A 19,896-nucleotide genomic window follows, 5' to 3' on the forward strand; every position below is an offset into this window, starting at 1 on the left:
TCGTGCTAAGGGCCGATCCATGAACCAGATCACCCTCCATAAGGGCGACCTTCCCGAAGGTCTGAGCCTTGGCCCCGTGATCGCCGTCGATACCGAGGCGATGGGCCTGAACGCCATGCGCGACAATCTCACGCTCGTGCAGGTTTCCTCCGGGGATGGCACAGCGCATCTCGTGCAGCTGACCCGCGACTATGACTGCCCCAATCTCAAGGCGCTGTTGACCGATCCCAAGGTGCTGAAGATTTTCCACTTCGCCCGGTTTGATGTGGTGATGATGAAGCGCTGGATGGGGATCACCTGCGCGCCGATCTGGTGCACCAAGATCGCCTCGCGCCTGGCGCGCACTTACACCGACCGGCACGGCCTGAAGGATGTGGCGCGCGAAGTGGCGGGCGTGGATATGTCCAAGGCGCAGCAGAGCTCTGACTGGGGCCAGGACAAGCTTACCGACGCCCAGATCCAGTATGCGGCCAGTGATGTACTGTATCTCCACCAGATCAAGGCGGGCCTGGAGGCCATGCTGGAGCGGGAAGGGCGCCTGGAACTTGCGCAGGCCTGCTTCGATTTCCTGCCGATCCGGGCCGATCTCGATCTGGCCGGCTGGCCGGACGAGGACATTTTTGCTCACAGTTGAGCAAAGCCTGTCCGATACCTGCCTTCTCGTGCTTTCGCAGGCGCAGCTTCACGGTTAAGACTGCTGGTTGATCGCAGTTTATCCGGATTCTCCCCGCCTCCATGGAAGCAGCCCGTCACAATGATCCGATTTCGCTCTGGGCGCCCCGGCGACAGCTGACGCTGGCGCAGGCGCGGCGGCGGTCGGAGCGGGTGAAGTATCTGCGCTACGCCCTGGTGGGGGCCGCAGCGGTCTCCATCGGGCTTTTTCTCGGTTACATTGTTCGCAGTGCCATTGGCCAGGAATCGCGCCCGCCTCCGGTGGATGACAGCCAGGCGGTCACGATGGTCAATCCACGCTTTACCGGGCGCGATGCGGCGGGCCAGATTTTCACGATTACGGCCGACACGGCCAAGCGCCGTCGGACCCGTGACGGGGCCGTTGACCTGACCGGGCCGATCCTGCGCGATTCCAAGGGCACCGAAGTTCAGGCGCCATCGGGCTTTTATGACCGGGATCTCGGAATTCTCGAGCTTTACGAGGATGTCCGGATTTCCGACGCGGCGGGTTATATGTTCAATTCGCAGGGCGCCCGCGTGCATGTCGCCGAGGACCGCGTCGAGGGGCTTTCGCCGCTTGAAGGGCAGGGGCCTCTTGGCGACATCAAGGCAGACTCGTATGAAATCCTTGATGGCGGCGACCGCATCGTCTTCAAGGGCAATGTCCAGACGGTGATCTATCCAAGCAATTCCGGGCAACCGGCAGGAACGCGTGAAGGTGATGAAGATGGCACTCCTTAAGGCAGCAGGCGCTGGTCTTGTCCTTGGCCTCCTGATGGGCGCGCCTGCCTTTGCGCAAATCTCGTCGGATGGCGGCCCGATCTATATCAATTCGGAACGCACCGAGAGCCTTGAGCGCGAGCGCAAGGTGTTGCTGGTGGGCAATGTCGACATCCGCCAGGGCACCGCGCGCCTGCGGGCGGACACGGTCACCATCCAGTTTGCCCCCCAGCAGGGCGAAACCGCCGCCCAGCCCGCCCAGGGCGTGGCGGGCAGTTTCGGGCAGGTGGAGAGCATCCTGGCCGAAGGCAACGTTTATTATGTGACACCGGAGCTGAAGGCGAAGGGCGACCGTGGCAATTATGAACTCGCCACCGACACGATCGTCATGACCGGCAATGTCGCCCTGATGCGCGACCGGGATGTGGCCGAGGGCCAGCGCCTCGTCATGGAGGTCACCAACCGCCGCACGCGGCTGGAAGGCGGCGGCGGGCGCACGCGGATGGTGATCGATCCGGAAGGCAAGTCTCAAGAGACTCCGTGAATTTCGACAGAATCCTGAAGCCGATCTTAAGCATGGTGGGGTAGGGTAAATCAGGGCGGCAATACCGCCTCGTGTAAAGGGAATGACCAGATCATGAGCGCACCGGCCGAAGGCCTCGTCGTCCACAACCTTGCCAAGGCTTTTGGCAAACGTCAGGTCGTGCGCGATGTTTCGCTCTCCCTTGCACGGGGAGAAGTTGTCGGCCTGCTTGGACCCAACGGGGCCGGCAAGACCACCTGTTTCTACATGATCATGGGGTTGATCGGTGCCGATTCCGGCTCGATTTCCATCGATGGCGAAGATGTCACGCGCCTGCCAATGTATCAGCGCGCCCGTCTGGGCGTGGGGTACCTGCCGCAGGAAGCCTCGATCTTCCGGGGGATGACTGTAGAGGAGAATGTGCTGGCGGTTGCCGAACTGGTCGAGAAAGACCGGGCGGCGCGCATGGCACAGGTCGATGGCCTGCTCAGCGAGTTGCATGTCGAACATCTGCGTAACCAGCCTGCCACCTCCCTTTCGGGCGGTGAACGGCGGCGCGTGGAGATCGCCCGCGCGCTCGCATCGCGTCCAAGCTTTATGCTACTGGACGAACCGTTCACCGGTATCGACCCGCTTGCCATCTCCGACATTTCCGAACTTGTCCGCTATCTGAAACAGCGCGGCCTGGGTGTTCTGATCACAGATCACCAGGTGCGCGAGACGCTTCAGATCGTCGACCGGGCCTATGTCATGTATGATGGGGAAGTTCTGTTTGCAGGCACGCCGGAAGACGTGCTGAAGAATGAGGACGTCCGCAGGGTCTATCTGGGTGAGCAGTTCGCCGCTTGATCTCAGGGGGCGCGGCTTATGGCCATGAAACAATCACTCGACATGCGCCAGGGCCAGTCCCTGGTAATGACGCCGCAGCTGCAGCAGGCGATCAAGCTTCTGCAGCTGTCGAACCAGGAACTGTCCGAATTCATCGAGGCTGAGCTTGAGCGCAATCCGCTGCTCGTGAAGGTCGAGGATGAGGGCGGGGCGTCGGGCACGGCCGAGGACGCCGACCCCAAGAAGCGCGAGCAGCTGACCCTCGACGACAATTCCGGCCTTGGCGAAGCGCGCGACCAGCTTGACGCGCCCGGTGAGGACGTCTTCGAGCCCGGCACAGGCTCTGATACCGGATCGGACGAGGCGCGCGGCCCCTCCGCCACCACTGACTGGTCAGGCGCGTCCGGGGGCGGTTCGTCCTCGGAGGAGTTTGACTATGCCGCCAATGTTTCCGGCGACATCACGCTGCACGAACATCTCCATACCCAGCTGAACTTTGCCGGCCTTTCGGCGGCTGACCGGTTGATCGCCGCCCGCCTGATCGACGAGATGGACGAGACCGGCTATCTGCGCGCGCCGCTGGACGATGTAGCCAAGGCGCTGGGCGCCGACATTGCCAATGTCGAGGCAGTCCTCGCCGTCTGCCAGGGCTTTGATCCGACCGGCGTGATGGCCCGCTCCGTGCCCGAATGCCTCGCGCTCCAGCTGAAGGATCGCGGCCGGCTTGATCCGGCCATGCAGGCGATGCTGGACAATCTGCATCTTGTGGCCCGCCACGACATGAAGGCGCTGATGGACGTGTGCGGTGTCGACAAGGCCGACATCCAGGACATGCTGCTGGAGCTGCGCCAGCTTTCGCCCAAGCCGGGGGCGGGTTTTTCCAGCGATACCACGGTTGCCGTGGCGCCGGATGTTTTCGTCCGTGAACTGCCCAATGGCATGTTTGCTGTGGAGCTCAACTCCGAGAACCTTCCGCGCGTGCTGATGGACAAGGCATATTATGCCGAGGTGACCGCTCTGCCGATGCGCGAGAAGGAGAAGGAATTCATCTCCGAATGCGCGGCGTCTGCCAGCTGGCTGGTCAAGTCTCTGGATCAGCGGGCGCGCACCATATTGAAGGTGGCGAGCGAGATTGTTCGCCAGCAGGACGGGTTTTACGCCCATGGCGTGGCGCACCTGCGCCCGCTGAACCTCAAACAGGTGGCTGATGCGATCGAGATGCATGAGTCCACCGTCAGCCGTGTGACGACCAACAAGTACATGGCCACGCCGCGCGGCCTGTTTGAGTTCAAATACTTCTTTTCGGCCTCCATTCCGGCCACCGGCGGCGGCGAGGCCCACTCGGCAGAAGCCGTCCGTCACCGGATCAAGCAGCTGATCGAGGACGAGGCACCTGAAGACGTGCTGTCGGACGACCAGATCGTGGACATCCTCACCGGTTTCGGCATCGAGATTGCCCGCCGCACGGTGGCAAAGTATCGCGAGAGCCTGAATATTCCCTCCAGCGTGCAACGCCGCCGCATGGGCCGGGCGGGGTAGGGTTTTTGTTTTTTGCTCGGCGGTGTTGCTGAGACCTTCGGTCTCAGCCCGCCTGCGCCTTCGCTTTGCTCGTGGGGGCATCAAGCCTTGAGTGTAGTAGAATCGGCGGTATCCGGACTGGCGGTTGCCATCCGGGGTCTGAGCAGTTCGGGTAGCTCCGCGAGGTGGAGCCTGTGCGCGGCGGGCGCCGCGGCGCCCTGAAAGGTGTTTCGTGTTGCGGTTTGGGCGCTATCGCCCGCCGCGCACTGCCGCCGGAGTTTCGGGCAGTAGGATTCGGGATGACTTCGGCGCTGCCAGGCCTTGACCACTTACCATCAACTCTCGTGACCTCTCAGATGAAAGGCGGGCCAGTGGGGATTCTCTACCGGCTTTTTGGTCCGGCTTGCCTGGATCAACGTCCCTGGAGAGAGGCTGGACCGTAAAACCCAGCCGCTCCCATCCTCCGGGGCGACCTCCTCACAAACCGAACGGTACCGGCGCGGCTCCTGTGAGGAGGATGCGCCTAATGTGACGGCGCGGGGGACCCCGGCGGATAAGTATTTCTTCTGCCGTGTCATCCCGGACGCCGCGCAGCGGTGATCCGGGACCCTCTCTCAGCTTGCGCGCACCCCCACGAAGGTCCCGGCTCTGCGGCCGCTGCGCGGCCTTGGCTGGGATGACACGGGGGGTAGGGGGAAGGGGGAGGCTGGGCTGGGATTTTATTTTGGAGGGGGCGGTGTGTGTTGGATAGCGCCGCGCTTATCCTCGTTGCCCGAGCCCTCACCTCCCATCGCTGCGCGATGGGCCCCTCCTCTCCCAGAGGGAGAGGGGTAAGTGATCTTAATCCCTGTGCGGATGATCAGGATTTCAGCAGCGCCTCGACTTCGGCGCGGCGGGGCAGGCTGGGTTGGGCGCCGGGTTTGGTGCAGGCGAGGGAGCCGGCGGTGACGGCGTAGGTGAGGGCGTCTTCGGGGGATTTGCCCTTGATGAGGCTGACCGTGAGGGCGGCGCTGAAGGTGTCGCCGGCGCCGGTCGTGTCGATGACCTTTACATCGGGGGGCGCGGCAGAGGCGATCATTTCGCCGTCTTTCCAGAGCTGGGCGCCGGCTGCGCCGAGGGAAATGGCGACGTAGCGGCCGGGGCCGTGCAGCGCGGGGCCATAGAAGGCGGCTTCGGTTTCATTGACGATGAGGAGGGAGGCGCGCGCGATCAGCGCTTCCGGGATTTTCATGGCCGGGGCGAGGTTCAGCGCGACAAAGCCGGTGGCGCGCTCGGCGGCGGCCAGCAGCGTGGCGGCAGGCACTTCGAGCACGCCCATCATATGTTCGATGGTGGCGCCTTCGACATCGCCCGGATCAAGCGCATCATTGGCGCCGGGACAGACGATGATCTGGTTTTCGCCTTCGGCGGAGACCGCAATCAGGGCGACGCCGGTTGTCTCTCCATTGATGTACTGCGTGGCCGAGAGGTCCACGCCGCCATGGCGCAGCAGCTTGAGCGCCTCTTCGGCCATGTCGTCATTGCCGACCGCCGCGACGAGGCGCACATCTGCGCCGAGGCGGCGGGCGGCGAGCGCCTGGTTGGCGCCCTTGCCGCCGGGATGGCGCGCGAGGCGGGCGCCGGTGACGGTTTCCCCCGCATGGGGGAGGGATTTTCCGCTGGCGACAAAATCGAGATTGACCGAGCCGACGACGGTGATCATGGCGCGATCCTCAATATGTCTTCGATCCGTGCAAAGAAGGCATCGGCATTCGCTTTTGTGACCCAGCGATGGGGGCCCGTCTTCATGGGGCGGACTTTCGTGCGGCCAAATTCCTTGCCGGGTCTTGTGGTGACCGTGACGCGGGCGTTGACCGTCTCGAACATTTCCGGGGCGAGCAGCCAGGCGATGGTGGAGGGATCATGCATCGGGACTTTGGTGCCGGGGCGGGCGCGGGTTTCGAGGTTGTTGGCGGCCGTCAGCAGCGAGGCCATCATCGCGGCGCGGGGGCCGGGGATCTGGGCGAGGCGATCGATGCGGGCCTGCGTCGCGCGGACCTGGTGGGTGGCGTCAAGGCTGAGGATGGTGGCGGGGAGGCCGGTTTCGAGCACGATGGCGGCCGCGTGGGGATCGGCGAAGATGTTGAACTCGGCGAAGGGGGTGATGTTGCCGCCTTCGGTATCGGCGCCGCCCATGATGACGATCTCGCGGATATGAGCGGCGATCTCCGGCGCCATGACGAGGGCGCAGGCGAGATTGGTCATCGGGCCGGTGACGACGAGGGTCATGCCCTTATGCGGGGCGGCTTTCAGCAGACGGATGAGGGCGTCGACGGCGTGGGATGGCTGGAGCGGGGCTTTTGGTTCGAACACGTCGATGCCGTAGATGCCGCTTTCGCCGTGGAAGTCCTCGGCCGTGACGGGCGGGCGCAGCATCGGGCGTGGGCAGCCGGCAAAGACGGGGATGTCGGGCCGGCCCATCAGCTCGCCCATCATGCGGGCATTGCGGCTGGTGAGGCGCAGGGGGACGTTGCCCGCCACGGTGGTAATTGCGCGGACATCAAAGCGGGGCGAGCCGAGCGCCATCATCAGCATGACGGCGTCGTCGATGCCGGGATCGCAATCGATGATGAGGGGCAGGGGGGCGGTCACGTGGCGGCGGATCTCAGATCTTCAAGGAGGGCCTGAACATGCGGCGCCAGCGGCGGGCTGTCCAGCGTGACGCCGAGCGCTTCCATCGCCATGTCTGCCGTTACGCGCAGCTTCTTGCGGCCGGTGAGGCGGGCGATCATCGTGCTTTCGGCATGGACGCGGCCGCCGGAGAGGAAGGTGTGCTGGAAGACGAGACGCGTATCTTCCCAGCCGATGAGGCGGGTGTGGACTTCGAATTTCTGCGGATAGCGCAGCATGCGCAGATAGGCGAAGGATTCGTACTGGATGACCGGCAGCCAGCCGCGCTTGCGGAAGGCCTTCAGGGCGCCGGTGCGGCCCATATAGTTCATGATCGCCAGATCGGTGAACGAGGAATAGCGCGAATTGGTCATGTGGCCCATCGGGTCCTGGTCGCCGAGCCAGACGGCGGAGCGGACGATGTGCAGGTCCATAAGACTCGTGTGCACGCGGCTGAAGAAAGCCGGCAGGAAGATTCGAAGGAACCGGAAGAAAAGGTTCATGGCAGACGCACTCTACGCAAGGCGATGTTCACAAGCCCCTAATGGCGCCGCGCGGCACATTCTGGACGGGCATGTCTATGCGAAGCCCGTGCCGGAAAGGCAAGGCGGGCGTGAGGCCGGGGCGGACAGGCGGTGTTTACTCTGCCGGATGCGGCGCGGGCGCGACTTGCGCGGTTTCTTCCTCGAGCCGGCGGGTGACATCCCCCGGTGAGCCGGTGCGGCGGGCCAGAAGGGTGTACGCCGTTGGCACAACGATCAGCGCGACGGTGACCGCGGCGAGCGAGCCAAAGAGGATCACCGCGCCGATGGCGATGCGGGTTTCGGCGCCCGCGCCGCTGGTGATGATCAGAGGCAGCGCGCCGGCCGCCGTGGTGAGGCCGGTCATCAGGATCGGGCGCAGACGGGCGAGGGCGGCTTCCTTGAGGGCGGTATCGAAATCCTTGCCCTCATCGCGGAGCTGGTTGGCAAATTCGACGATCAGGATGCCGTTCTTGGCCGCGATGCCGATCAGCATGATGAGGCCGATCTGGGTATAGATGTTGAGGGTCTGCCCGGTGAGCCAGAGGCCGAGGAGGCCGCCCGCCAGGGTGGCGGGCACCGACAGCATGATGACGAGCGGGTGTATCCAGCTTTCAAACTGCGCGGCGAGCACGAGGAAGACGATCAGCAGGCCGATCACGAAGACGAAGGCGATCGACGCCCCGGCGGAGCGGAATTCGAGGGACTGGCCCTTGAAGTCGATCGAGGCTTCGGTGGGCAGCACGTCGCGGGCGATGCGTTCCATGCCGTCGAGCGCGGTGCCCAGGGTCACGCCGGGGGCGAGGTCGGCATCGATGGTGATGGCGCGCACGCGGTTGTAGCGGTTGAGCGTCGGGCTGTCGGCGAAGGGCTGCAATGTGACGATGCTGGAGAGGGGGATCAGCTCACCCGACCGGGTGGAGCGGACATAGATGTTCTGCACATCGGTGGGGGTGTTCTGCTCGGAGCGGATACCTTCCAGGATGACATCATACTCTTCGCCATTGTCGATATAGGTGGTGACGCGGCGCGAGCCGAGCATGGTTTCCAGCGTCGAGCCAATTTCGGCGACGGTCACGCCGAGGTCGGCCGCGCGCTCGTAATTGATCTGGATACGGTATTGCGGCTGGGTTTCCTTGTAATCCCAGTCGATGTCGACGATGCCGGGATTGTCGGCTTCGAGGGCGGCAAGGAAATCATCCCGCCAGACGACGAGTTCTTCATAGGACGGTCCGCCGATGACGAACTGGACCGGCTTGCCGCCGCCGCCCGCAAGGCCCTGGCGCATCATCGCAAAGCCGCGGATGCCGGGCAGGTCAGAGAGCTTGCCGTTGATTTCGTTGATGATGTCGTCAGCCGGGCGGCGTTCGTCCCAGTCCGACAGAACGGCGACGACGTTGCCCTGATTGTAACCGCCACCCCAGCCGGGCGCGCGGATGAGCAGGCGGCTGATCTCGCCGGACTCTGTGTAAGGCATGAGGCGGCGCTCAATCTCGTCGAGATAGCGCTCCATATATTCAAACGAGGCGCCTTCCGGGCCACGGATCGACATGAAGAAGCCGCCACGATCCTCGCGGGGAGCGTATTCGCTGTCGAGGTCCTGGAAGATGAACCAGCTGCCGACCATGATGGCGAGGGTGGCCAGGGCGATGGCAAGGGGGCGCCGGACGAGGAAATCGAAGACATGGCCATAGCCGCCCCGGACCTTGTCGACCGTCTTGTCGATGCCCTGGATGAAGCCGGAGAGGGGGCCTGAGCGGGACTCGGCATGCGGCTTGAGGATTTTCGATGCCAGCATCGGTGACAGGGTAAGGGCGACGAAACTCGAGAAGGCAACGGCGGCGGCGATTGTCACGGCAAATTCCGTGAACAGACGGCCGGTATTACCCTCCATCAGCGTGATGGGGATGAACACGGCCATAAGGACCATGGTGGTCGCGATAACCGCGAAGCCTACCTGCCGGGCACCGTTGAAGGCGGCCACGAGGGGCGACTCGTGTTCTTCCTGCATGCGGCGGTGGATGTTTTCCAGCACGACGATGGCGTCGTCCACGAGCAGGCCGATGGCGAGCACGAGCGCGAGCAGGGTGAGAAGGTTCAGCGTGAAGCCGAGGGCATAGAGGACGATGAATGTGGCGATGACCGAAACAGGCACGGTGATGGCCGGGATGATGGTTGTGCGGAAGCTGCCAAGGAAAAGGAAGATGACCAGCGTCACCAGGACAACGGCGATGGCCAGGGTGGTCCAGACTTCGCGGATCGAGGCTTCGATAAAGACCGAGCTGTCGAAGGAGAGATAAAGTTGCATGCCCTCAGGCAGGGTGGTGTTGAGTTCTGCGGCGAGCGCCTTGGCCCCTTTGGCGACGTCAACGGTGTTGGCAGTCGACTGTTTGACGATGCCGAGACCAACCATGGGTTCGCCATTGCCGCGGAACATCGTCCGGTCGTCCACGGTGCCGCGTTCGACACGGGCGATGTCGCCAAGGCGGACGAGATAGCCTTCGCCTTCGGCAATCACGAGGCCGGCGAAGTCGTCTGCGTCCTGGAACGAGCGGTCTATCCGGAGCGTGTAGGCCACCGCGCCGGATTCAAGCGTGCCGGCAGGGGCCTCGACATTCTCGGCGCGCAGGGCGCGTTCGACATCGCCTGCCGTGAGGCCGCGGGCCGCCATGGCGCGCCGGTCGAGCCAGACGCGCATTGCGTAATCGCGCGAACCGCCGATCTGGATACGGGCAACGCCATCAATCGCCGAAAACCGGTCAACCAGGAACCGGTTGGCATAGTCCGTGAGTTCCGGTGTCGTCATCTCCTGACTGGCGAAGTTCAGCCAGAGAATGACATCATCATCGGCGTCGGCCTTTTCGACTTCCGGCGCGTCGGCCTCGGGGGGCAGGCGGTCGGCGACGCTGGAGACACGGTCGCGCACGTCATTGGCGGCCGCGTCGATGTCGCGGTTGACGTTGAACTCGATGGAAATGTCTGAGCTTCCATCGCGCGAGCGGGAGTTGATGAAGCGGACGCCGCCGATACCGGCAATGCGTTCTTCAATGATCTGGGTAATGCGCGTTTCGACCACGGAGGCCGAGGCACCGGGATAGTTCACACTGATCGACACCACGGGCGGGTCGATGTCGGGAAATTCACGCAGCGGCAGGCGCGAAAACGCCACCAGGCCGAACACGATCAGCAAAATCGACAGGACCGAAGCGAATACCGGGCGTTTTACCGATGTGTCCGACAGAAACATCGGCTCAATCCAGGTTCACGGCTGGGCCACCCACAGAACCACTTCGCGCGGCGGGTTGGGGCTGGAGAATGCCTTCATCCACGATCACGACGGGGGCGCCTTCGCGGACGCGCAGGGCGCCTTCCGTGATTACCATCTGGCCGGCAGTGAGCCCGGAAACCACTTCAACCCGGCCTTCATGGCGCAGGCCGGGTTCGATCTTCACGCGGCGGGCAACGGTTTGCGCGCCGTCTTTCTCTGCAATCCAGACAAAGGTTTCTGGGCCACGCGGCTGCAGCGCGACTTCGGGGACAGACATCGCCCGGCGCGGGGCCGCTTCCAGAGTGACCGACATATACATGCCGGCCTTGAGGATCGCCGACGGGTTCGGAACATTTGCGCGCACACGGACGGAGCGGGTGATGGGGTCGATGGCGTTGTCGATGGAATCCACAGTGCCGTTGAAAACCTGGCCGGGCAGGTCGTCGCTGGATGCCTGAATTTCGAGGCCGGGGCGAAGCACGCGCAGGAAAGTGGACGGCACGGCAAATTCAAGGCGCATGACGCTGTCATCGATCAGGGTGGCGACGACATCGCCGGGGCCGACGAGCGAACCGACGCTGACACGGCGAAAGCCGAGAACGCCGTCGAACGGGGCAACCAGAACGCGGTCGCGCTGGCGCGACTGAACGGCGCGCAGCTGGGCCGCAGCAGCGTTGACATTCCGGCGGGCCATGTCGAGTTCAGATGTCGAGACGGCGCCTTGCTTTGCCAGCGGTTCGACGCGGGCCAGATCCTGCTCGGCCTGGGCAAGGTCAGCTTCGGCGGACTCGACAAGGGCAACCTGCTCGCGCTGGGCCAGAGACAGGAGGGTCTTGCCCTTCTTCACGCGGTCCCCGTCATTGAAATAAACGGCCGTGACGCGGTCTGACGCGGTCAGGGTCAGGGCTGCCATCTCATTGGGTTCCAGTGTGCCGATTGCTTCGACACGGCTGGCGAAGACCTGTTCGCGGATAGGTTCGGCAAAAACGCTGCTGGGCGGGGGCGCGCGACCGGCGCCGGCCGGGCCGCCGCCACGCTGCTGGGTCAGGGCAGGGGCCGCAATCAGGATTGCGGCCACAAGCGCCACGCCGGCGGCTTTGAATATGTTAGGTCGGCTAAGCGTCAGCATCGGATTTTCCTATCCCGCCCGGTAGGCGGCGAGTTCTTCGTCGGTCCAGATACCGCCCAGGCTTCTGTAAGCGCGGACGGCGCGCCGGGCGGTTTCTGCCCGGTTGACCGCGAGGCGGTCTTCCGCGTCGAGCAGCGAGCGCTGCGCGTCGAGGACATTAAGGTAGCTATCGAGCCCTTCCCGGTATCTCAGGCGGGCAAGGTCGAGCGCCCGGCGGGCCGAAGCAAGGGCCGCTTCCAGATCAGCAGTACGGCGGTTTTCCGATGCCAGATCTGTCAGCGCTGTTTCAGCATCTGCCAAAGCATCGAGCACTGTTGACTGATAATTTGCGATGATCTGGCCGGTACGCGCATCGGTGGCGTCAATATTAGCATAGACGCCGCGCAGGTCGGGACCGGCCCAGGTGATGGCGGGGCCAAAGTCGAAGCCGAGGCTCTCATCGCTGACGGCTACCCCGGTATTGCGGACGAGGCCGAGAAGATTTGCATTCAGCGTAATGCGCGGGAAGAGGTCAGCGCGGGCCACTTCCCCGAGGGCGAGGGCGGCGCCTACCTGGGCTTCGGCTGCGCGAATGTCGGGCCGGCGGCGCAGGAGATCTTCCGGTGTGCCTGCTGTCATCGGGGCCTCAAGGGCCGGGATCAGGCCGGGCGAGGCCGTGAGCTGCTGGAGGAGGGCGTCTGCCGAGCTTGCCGGCGCTGCGGTCAGCGCCGCAAGGCGGCTGATGGCTGCTTCGCGGTCGGCTTCGTACACCGGGAGGCTGGCCAATGTGGTGCGGTAAAGGGTTTCGGCCTGCTCGATATCGAGCTGTGTGGCGCGGCCATTGTCAAAAAGGGTGCGGACGAGTTCGAGTCCTTCCACCTGGGTCTGCGCGTTGCGGCGGCCGACTTCGAGGCGCGCCTCGGCGCCGCGCAGGTTGATGTAGGCAAGGGCCGTTTCGGAGGCGAGCGTGACGGCAATATCCCGCCGCAGCTCGCGGGCGGTGGCTGCGTCATAGCGGGCCGCTTCCACCAGGGCGGCAATGCGGCCGAACGCGTCGAATTCCCAGCTGGCCGCCAGGGTGCCGGTTGCGCTGACATTCAGACGGTCGGCGGACGTGCCGGTGGGGCGGCCTGCCGTGATGCCCGCGCGGGTGGAGGCCGTGGGGCTGGCGCCCAGCAGGGCCAGGCGCAGGGCCGCTTCGGCCTCAGCCACCGAAAAGTCTGCCCCCCGCAGGGCGGGGGAGGCTTGAAGGGTTGTGTTAACCAGGCTGGCGAGGACGGGGTCGCTGAAGCCGGCCCACCATTCGGAGGAAACAGGATCGGAACTGGCGCCGGCCCGGAAGGCGTCTCCAACGGCAGGGGCGGCTTCAGCCACCGGCCGGTCCGGCACCGAGGCGCAGCCAGCGATCATCAACACGACCACCGCTCCGCCAGACAGGCGTGCGTACCGGGAGACCCATTTCTCAGACATCTTTTTCCGAACTAGACGAAGAACCTTACCGATCAAGTCAACGCAGTGCAGTTTGCAGTTAACCCGCCGTGCGCTTCCTTAAACGATTGAGATCAAAGATTCCGTCTAAGCATCTCTCACGTTTTCGTGATCTTTTTGCACATGCGAAAAGCAAAGCGTAACCCGGCAGCGGAATTTTCCCGTCGCCTCTGGCGCCTTGGCGCCATAGACCCTAGCTACGGGCCTGTCAGTCACATATCATTTTTTCTCCCACCGCGACAGAGACGAGGAGGTCCGGACACTGTTCGAGTCTGTAAATATCGCCATCCTGATCGGCTCGGCCCTTGTGGCCCTGGCTGCATTGACGAGCCTCGTATCACAGCGCTTTGGCGCGCCGTTGCTGCTCGTATTCCTCGGGATCGGCCTGTTGGCAGGCGAAGACGGACTTCTGGGCATCCAGTTTGACAGCGGCTCGGCCGCTTACTTCATCGGGTCACTGGCGCTGGCGATCATCCTGTTTGACAGCGGGTTCGAGACGCCGATGCGCAGCTATAAGGTGGCGGCAGCGCCGGCGCTGAGTCTGGCGACGTTCGGGGTGGTCCTGACAGCGGGTCTGACGGGTGTGGCGGCGCACTTCCTGTTCGGGGTTGGCTGGCTGGAGGCGTTCCTGCTGGGCTCGATCGTGGCGTCGACGGATGCGGCGGCGGTCTTCTTCCTGCTGAGGGCAGGGGGGATCAGGCTGAGGGAGAAGGTCGGCTCCACCCTGGAGATCGAGTCCGGGGCGAACGATCCGATGGCGATCTTTCTCACCATCCTGCTGATCGAGCTGATTGTGGCAGATGCGGGCACCGACGCGCTGTTCGGCTTTGAAGTGCTGATGACCTTCGTGCAGCAGATGGGCCTGGGCATCCTGTTTGGCATCGTCGGCGGCTTTGGAATCTCGTGGTTCCTGCACAAGCTCGTCAATGTCGATCCGGGGCTGTATCCGATTTCCGGTCTGGCAGCGGCGCTGGTTGTCTTCTCGGTCTGCGCGCTTCTGGGGGGCAGCGGGTTTCTGGCAGCCTATGTGGCCGGCGTGGTCGCGGGTAACCGGAAGGTCAAATTTGCTCATCGGCTCCGGCGGTTCCAGGTGGGGATGACCTGGCTTGCGCAGATCGGGATGTTTCTGGCGCTGGGCCTTCTGGCCACCCCGTCCGAGTTTCCGCGCATTCTCGTTCCGGCGCTCATATTGGCGGGCGTTCTTATCTTCGTGGCCCGGCCGCTGGCGGTATGGCTGTGCTTGCTGCCCTTCGATTTCAGGTCGCGGGAGACCCTGTTTACGGGCTGGGTTGGTTTGCGCGGGGCAGTTTCGATCCTGCTGGCGATCCTGCCAGGCCTGGCGGGCATCGAGAATGGCAGTTTCTATTTCAACGTCGTGTTCGTGATGGTGCTGGTGTCGCTGCTGGTGCAGGGCTGGACCATCCAGCCTGCGGCAAAGCTGCTGAAGATGAGCCTGCCCTCCGAGCAGGGGCTGGTGGACCGGGTGGAGCTGGAGCTGCGCGGGGCAACCGAGATGGAGCTCGTCGGTTACAAGATCCATCCCGACAGCGCGATTGCCAAGGGCGAGCGCGTGCCCCGCTGGGCGCGGCCGGTGATGGTGATCCGGGACGGGCTTTCCTATTCGGTCCACACGATCGGCCCGCTGCAGGCCAATGACCAGGTGTATCTCTTCGCCTCTGCCCGGCGTGTGCGCCTGCTGGACCAGATTTATGCCAGCCCCTGGGATGAAATGACGGTCGAATCCGACATCCAGTTTCGCGTCAAGGGCGCGACGAAGATGTCCGATCTGGTGCGCCAGTATGGGCTGGAAGGGATCGATACAAGCGACGCGGTCACGGCCAGCCAGTTCCTCGACCGGTCGTTCGATGGAAAGCCGGTGCTGGGAGACCGTGTCACAATCGGGGACGTGGACATTGTCGTTTGCGCGCTTGATGACGCCGGCGGCGTGGGCACGGTCGGCATTGTCATCGGCGAAGAGGACCCTGGCGCCGGTGCGCTGATGGCAGACCTTGTGCGCCGGGGCGGGGCGCGAATCGCGGGTCTTGTCCGCAGACCAAAGCCCATATCAGCCGGGCCGGCCGAGAGCGCGCCGGCAAAGGATATTGGCGACCAGGCGTGAGGGCCGGACTGTCAGATAACTGTCATGTTTGGTGTCCGTACGAACTAAGTATATTCTAAAAAAGATACATTATTTTGTATCTCCGTGGCTGTGTAGACACGGCCGCTGATCTATTTTGAGCCTGCAACAATAACTACGCAAAACTGTCGCAAGTCTGAGACACTCCCCTGTTACCCGCCGCTTCAAATTCCAGCGGAAGGGTTTCCCAATGTTCCAGTCCTCACTCTTTGGCCGCGGCCTGACGGCGCGCCTGCTCGCGTCGAGCATGCTTGCGACGGCCGTTGCCGTTCCCATGGCAAGCGCCGGCACAATTTCAGGTGAAGTTGCCGACTCCACCGGCACACGCACACTGCGCGGCGCCGAAGTGTCCCTGGTCGAACTGAACCAGAATGCCGAAGTCGGTCAGGACGGCTCCTACCGGTTTGTGAACGTGCCGGCAGGCACCTACACACTTCGTGTACGTTATCCGGGTGCGGAAGAACAATCGCGGGTGATCACGATTGCTGATGCCGACACGGCCACGGAATCCTTTACGCTGGCGCCGCGCGGAAGCGACGGCGACACTGCCGTCATGGAAACGGTCCTTGTGATCGGCCAGCAGGCGAACCTTTTGAGCTCGATTGCCCGCCAGCGCGCCTCCGACACGGTCGAGACCGTGCTGACCCGTGACGCTATTGGTCAGTTCCCGGACCAGAACGTTGCCGAAGCGCTGCGCCGCGCCCCCGGTATCAACGTTCTGAACGACCAGGGCGAAGGCCGCTTCGTATCGGTTCGCGGCCTCGACCCGAACCTCAACTCCGCCTCGATCAACGGCAACCGCGTTCTGGCAACCGGCGGCGATGAGCGCGCGGTCGCGCTGGATGTCATCCCGTCAGAATTGATCGAATCCATCGAGATCAAGAAGTCGCTGACCCCGGATATGGACGCCGACACGATCGGTGGATCGGTCGAGATCAACACGACCAGCGCTTTTGACCGGAAGAAAGACCTCTTCTCGATCTCTTATGAAGGATCGTACAATGATCTCAACGAGAAGACATCGCCGAAAGGCTCGGTCGACTTCATCAAGCTGATCGGCGACAATCTCGGCCTGTCGGGTGGTTTCAGCTATTATGATCGCGAGTTCTCGACCGACAACGTCGAAATGGATGGCTGGTCGGAGACCGATGATGGCCTCGTTTATGCCGAGGATGTCGAGTACCGGGACTATGACGTTCGCCGCGAGCGGTATGGCTTCACGCTCGGGCTCGATTTCCGGGCCAGCGATAATACGGATCTGTACGTCCGCGGTCTTTATTCGAAGTTTGACGATACCGAACTGCGCACCCGCCTCGTATTCGGCCTGGGCGAAGCAAGCTCCGGCACCGATACCTCGGCCTCGTTCGACTCTGCGGATGAAGAGATCACCGTTGAGCGCGACCTGAAGGACCGCCGCGAAATCCAGACCGTGCGGACCATCTCTGCCGGCGGCAAGACGATCACCGGTCCCTGGACGCTGACCTATGATGCGGCCTATTCCGAAGCCGACCAGACCGAAAACGGCTCGATTGACCCGATCATCTTCCGCCAGGATTTTGAAGGTGACGGCGCCCTGGGGCTGACATTTGATTATTCGGACATGAAGCTGCCGATGTTCAATGTCGATTTCGGCGCCGGCGGGTTTAATGATCCGACCGCCTACGAGTTCGATGCGCTTGAGCGCACGACGAGCGAAGACGCCAAGGACACCGAAGCCTCTTTCAAGTTTGACGTGGCCCGCGAATTTGCCCTGAACAATGGCACGTTTGAGGTCAAGTCCGGCGCAAAATTCCGTCAACGTGACAAGTCACTCGACTTCGAGTTTGACATTTTTGACGGCTATGACGGTGATCTGACGCTGGCAGACGTTGCCGGTTCTGCGACCTACGGGCTGGTCGACATTGGTGTTGTCCCGAGCCTGTCGCGCGTCCGTGCCCTGACGGTTCCGGCGAATATCGGCCCGTTCGAGCGCGACGCGCTGGAGTCCGAATTTGCGTCCACGGTCGAAAGCTATGAAGCCGATGAGGAAATCCTCGCCGGCTACCTGATGGGCAAGTACCAGACCGGGCCCCTGCGGGTAATCGGCGGCGTCCGCGTCGAGCAGACGAAGACCAATACCAGCGGCAGCCGGGCTGAGCTGATTGAAGAAGGCGGCGAATTTGGCGGCGTGACGCTCGAAGAAGACACGCTTTTCATCACGCCGGTTTCCTACAGCAACGACTATACGGATGTGCTGCCAAGCGTGAACGTTCGCTATGACGTGACCGACAAGATCGTTGCCCGTTTCGGCGCGTTCCAGTCGATCATCCGTCCGAGCTTCGGCAAGTTTGCACCGCGCTTCATCATCGAAGAGAATGATGAGGGTGAGCGGGAAGGCGAGTTCGGCAACCCCGAGCTTGATCCTTACCGCGCAACCAACTTCGATGCGACACTGGAATACTATTTCTCGCCTGAGGCGGTGATCCAGGGCGGTGTCTTCTACAAGAAGATTGACGATTACATCGTCGATGTCGTGTTTGATGATCCCGGTACGTTCAATGGCATCGACTATAACGAAGCGGTTATCCCGCTGAACGGAGAGTCGGCTGAAGTTCGCGGTATCGAGCTTTCCTACGGCCAGGCCTTCACCATGCTTCCCGCGCCCTTCGACGGCCTGATTGCGAACGTGAACTACACCTACACAGACACCGAAGCAGAAGTGCAGACCGAAGACGGCCTGCGCGCCATTCCGCTGCCGACATCCTCTGAGCACACCTACAATATCGTGATCGGCTATGACAAAGGCCCGGTGAGCCTGCGTCTTTCCGGCGCCGGCCGGTCGTCTTATCTTGATGAGCTGGGCAGCGACGCGGAGGGGGATCGTTATGTGGAGCCACACTTCCAGATAGATGCCTCTGCGAAGTATCGCTTCACCGAGAACTTCCAGGTGTTTGCCGAGCTCGTGAACCTGAACGACGCCACCTATACGGCTTATCAGACCGGACCTGGCCGCGACCGGCTTCTTCAGTATGAAGAATACAGCTGGACGGCGAAGTTCGGCTTCAAGGCCAACTTCTGATACCAGAGACAATGGCCCCGGCAGCGCGCCGGGGCCATTTGCTTTCCATGCGGGTGAATTGCCCGGCTTAACCGATGGGATGAAACATATGGTCAGAAACTTGCTGATGGCGCTTGCCGCGTTGAGCCTGACGGGCTGCGCGCATTCCGGGCCTGCCCATGCCGAGGGGCGCAGTGCCAGCTTCGCCGTTGTGGGCGATACCGGATATATCCCATCCTATGAGCGCCTTGATGAAGATGAGGTGCCCCACCGGACATTGAGTGACTATCTTGCGGCGCAGGCGGAAGACTGGCTGGAACGCAATCCCGATATGACGGGTTTCCGGCCGACGCCGTGGGTGTTTGAATCGGCGCTTGGCGGGTATACCGATGCGAGTGGCATGTATCCGGTGGCGTTTGCGGCCGATGAGGTCTGTCGCACGCTTGGATGTGATTTTGCCACGATGGTCGGCGACAATATCTATCCCGATGGCGCGACGCTGGGCGCGGACGGTATTTCCGATGCCCGCCGTTTTTACGACATGCTGGATCGCCCCTATGGCAAGCTGGGGGAGGGCGTCGAGGATTTCACGATCTATGCGATGATGGGCAATCATGACTGGCGTGTGTCGCGCGAGGCGACCGTCGCGCAGATGGCATATCTTCAGCAACATCCGAATTTCACGATGCCGGACTTTTTCTATCGCGCCGTGCCGGCCGGTATGGAGGGCTTCGTCGAGATATTCGTCATCGATACCGAAATGCTTCTGGCCAGCACCGAGGTTCACACCGACCATCTGGATACAGAAGGGCGCGAGATCCGCACCGGGGAAATGGAAACCTGGGACGATTTCGTCAAACCGGCGACCGAAGGCGAGAAGCAGATGGTGCAATGGCTGGAGGAGTCGCTCCGGGCGTCTGACGCGCACTGGAAGATTGTCATCGGCCATCATGCCGTCTGGTCGGGCGGGGGCAGCAAGTATGAGAAGGCCCATTCGCTGCGGGCGCTCTACATGAACTCAATCTGCAAATATGCGGACGCGTATGTATCCGGTGATGATCACATGATGGAAGTGTATACGGATGATTGCTGCAGTGAAGGCGTTTCGGGCGCGCCTGCGCTGCCGGCGCTGGTTTCGGGCGCGGGCTCGAAATATCGCCCCTTGCACCCGAAATTCATGGCAAATCAGCTGGCCGCCAATCCCGGACTCGCCAATCCGTTTTCCAGGGGCGCGCTCTGGGGCTTCATGCATGTCGGGCTTGATGAAGAGGCCATGACGGTAAGGGTGTATTCCACGCCGGAAGACATGTCCGGCCGGCCGGTTGAAGAAACAACGCTGACGTTCAAACGCCGGTCGCATTTGGCGGGCAACTGAATGGCCGCCTGAGCCGCGCGTGCTGGAAACGAGTTCCGGGGCGCGCGGTTCA

At 62.8% G+C, this 19,896-nt stretch carries 14 protein-coding genes; 8 read left to right on the forward strand and 6 right to left on the reverse strand.

Annotated elements, in window-relative coordinates:
* Positions 1 to 19 precede the first annotated feature (19 nt).
* The 5 genes from HNE_RS01005 to rpoN all read left to right on the forward strand — a co-directional run bounded on the left by HNE_RS01005 (position 20) and on the right by rpoN (position 4,282).
* On the forward strand, positions 20 to 634 hold the full coding sequence (locus HNE_RS01005; protein ID WP_011645235.1) for a ribonuclease D: 615 nt from the start codon (positions 20 to 22) through the stop codon (positions 632 to 634).
* Positions 635 to 735: 101 nt separating this feature from the next.
* A complete protein-coding gene (gene lptC, locus HNE_RS01010; RefSeq protein ID WP_011645236.1) occupies positions 736 to 1,413 on the forward strand; it encodes an LPS export ABC transporter periplasmic protein LptC in 678 nt (225 codons plus the stop codon).
* On the forward strand, positions 1,400 to 1,936 hold the full coding sequence (locus HNE_RS01015) for an LptA/OstA family protein (RefSeq protein WP_011645237.1): 537 nt from the start codon (positions 1,400 to 1,402) through the stop codon (positions 1,934 to 1,936). Before lptC ends, HNE_RS01015 begins: the two co-directional genes overlap by 14 nt.
* Positions 1,937 to 2,029: 93 nt before the next feature.
* Positions 2,030 to 2,764, forward strand: coding sequence for an LPS export ABC transporter ATP-binding protein (gene lptB / locus HNE_RS01020; protein WP_011645238.1), 735 nt, complete (start codon positions 2,030 to 2,032; stop codon positions 2,762 to 2,764).
* Between the two features lie 18 nt (positions 2,765 to 2,782).
* Entirely contained in the window at positions 2,783 to 4,282 is a 1,500-nt protein-coding gene (gene rpoN / locus HNE_RS01025; RefSeq protein WP_011645239.1) for an RNA polymerase factor sigma-54, read from the forward strand.
* Positions 4,283 to 5,120: 838 nt separating this feature from the next.
* Here rpoN and HNE_RS01030 read toward each other — a convergent pair.
* From HNE_RS01030 to HNE_RS01055, 6 genes are all read right to left on the reverse strand, one after another.
* Positions 5,121 to 5,963: a ribokinase gene (locus tag HNE_RS01030; protein WP_011645240.1), complete on the reverse strand. Its 843-nt coding sequence runs from the start codon at positions 5,961 to 5,963 to the stop codon at positions 5,121 to 5,123.
* Positions 5,960 to 6,892, reverse strand: coding sequence for a nucleoside hydrolase (locus HNE_RS01035; protein ID WP_011645241.1), 933 nt, complete (start codon positions 6,890 to 6,892; stop codon positions 5,960 to 5,962). The genes HNE_RS01030 and HNE_RS01035 overlap by 4 nt, the downstream gene beginning before the upstream one ends.
* Positions 6,889 to 7,359, reverse strand: a complete 471-nt coding sequence (locus HNE_RS17700; RefSeq protein ID WP_233351966.1) for a thioesterase family protein — start codon at positions 7,357 to 7,359, stop codon at positions 6,889 to 6,891. Before HNE_RS17700 ends, HNE_RS01035 begins: the two co-directional genes overlap by 4 nt.
* Before the next feature lie 190 nt (positions 7,360 to 7,549).
* Entirely contained in the window at positions 7,550 to 10,678 is a 3,129-nt protein-coding gene (locus HNE_RS01045; protein WP_011645244.1) for an efflux RND transporter permease subunit, read from the reverse strand.
* Between the two features lie 4 nt (positions 10,679 to 10,682).
* Positions 10,683 to 11,828: an efflux RND transporter periplasmic adaptor subunit gene (locus HNE_RS01050; RefSeq protein ID WP_011645245.1), complete on the reverse strand. Its 1,146-nt coding sequence runs from the start codon at positions 11,826 to 11,828 to the stop codon at positions 10,683 to 10,685.
* Positions 11,829 to 11,837: 9 nt separating this feature from the next.
* The gene (locus HNE_RS01055) at positions 11,838 to 13,277 is read right to left on the reverse strand and encodes an efflux transporter outer membrane subunit (RefSeq protein WP_011645246.1); all 1,440 of its coding nucleotides are present in this window, start codon (positions 13,275 to 13,277) and stop codon (positions 11,838 to 11,840) included.
* Positions 13,278 to 13,557: 280 nt separating this feature from the next.
* On the opposite strand from HNE_RS01055, the gene HNE_RS01060 reads away from it, so the two are divergent.
* The 3 genes from HNE_RS01060 to HNE_RS01070 all read left to right on the forward strand — a co-directional run bounded on the left by HNE_RS01060 (position 13,558) and on the right by HNE_RS01070 (position 19,844).
* Positions 13,558 to 15,414, forward strand: a complete 1,857-nt coding sequence (locus HNE_RS01060) for a potassium/proton antiporter (protein ID WP_035590744.1) — start codon at positions 13,558 to 13,560, stop codon at positions 15,412 to 15,414.
* A 208-nt stretch (positions 15,415 to 15,622) separates the two neighbouring features.
* Positions 15,623 to 18,490: a TonB-dependent receptor gene (locus tag HNE_RS01065; protein ID WP_011645248.1), complete on the forward strand. Its 2,868-nt coding sequence runs from the start codon at positions 15,623 to 15,625 to the stop codon at positions 18,488 to 18,490.
* 79 nt (positions 18,491 to 18,569) lie between these two features.
* Positions 18,570 to 19,844, forward strand: coding sequence for a metallophosphoesterase (locus HNE_RS01070; protein WP_035590746.1), 1,275 nt, complete (start codon positions 18,570 to 18,572; stop codon positions 19,842 to 19,844).
* The last annotated feature ends 52 nt before the right edge of the window (positions 19,845 to 19,896 follow it).

It is taken from the genome of Hyphomonas neptunium ATCC 15444 (genome assembly GCF_000013025.1).
In the GTDB taxonomy this organism is placed as follows: domain Bacteria; phylum Pseudomonadota; class Alphaproteobacteria; order Caulobacterales; family Hyphomonadaceae; genus Hyphomonas; species Hyphomonas neptunia.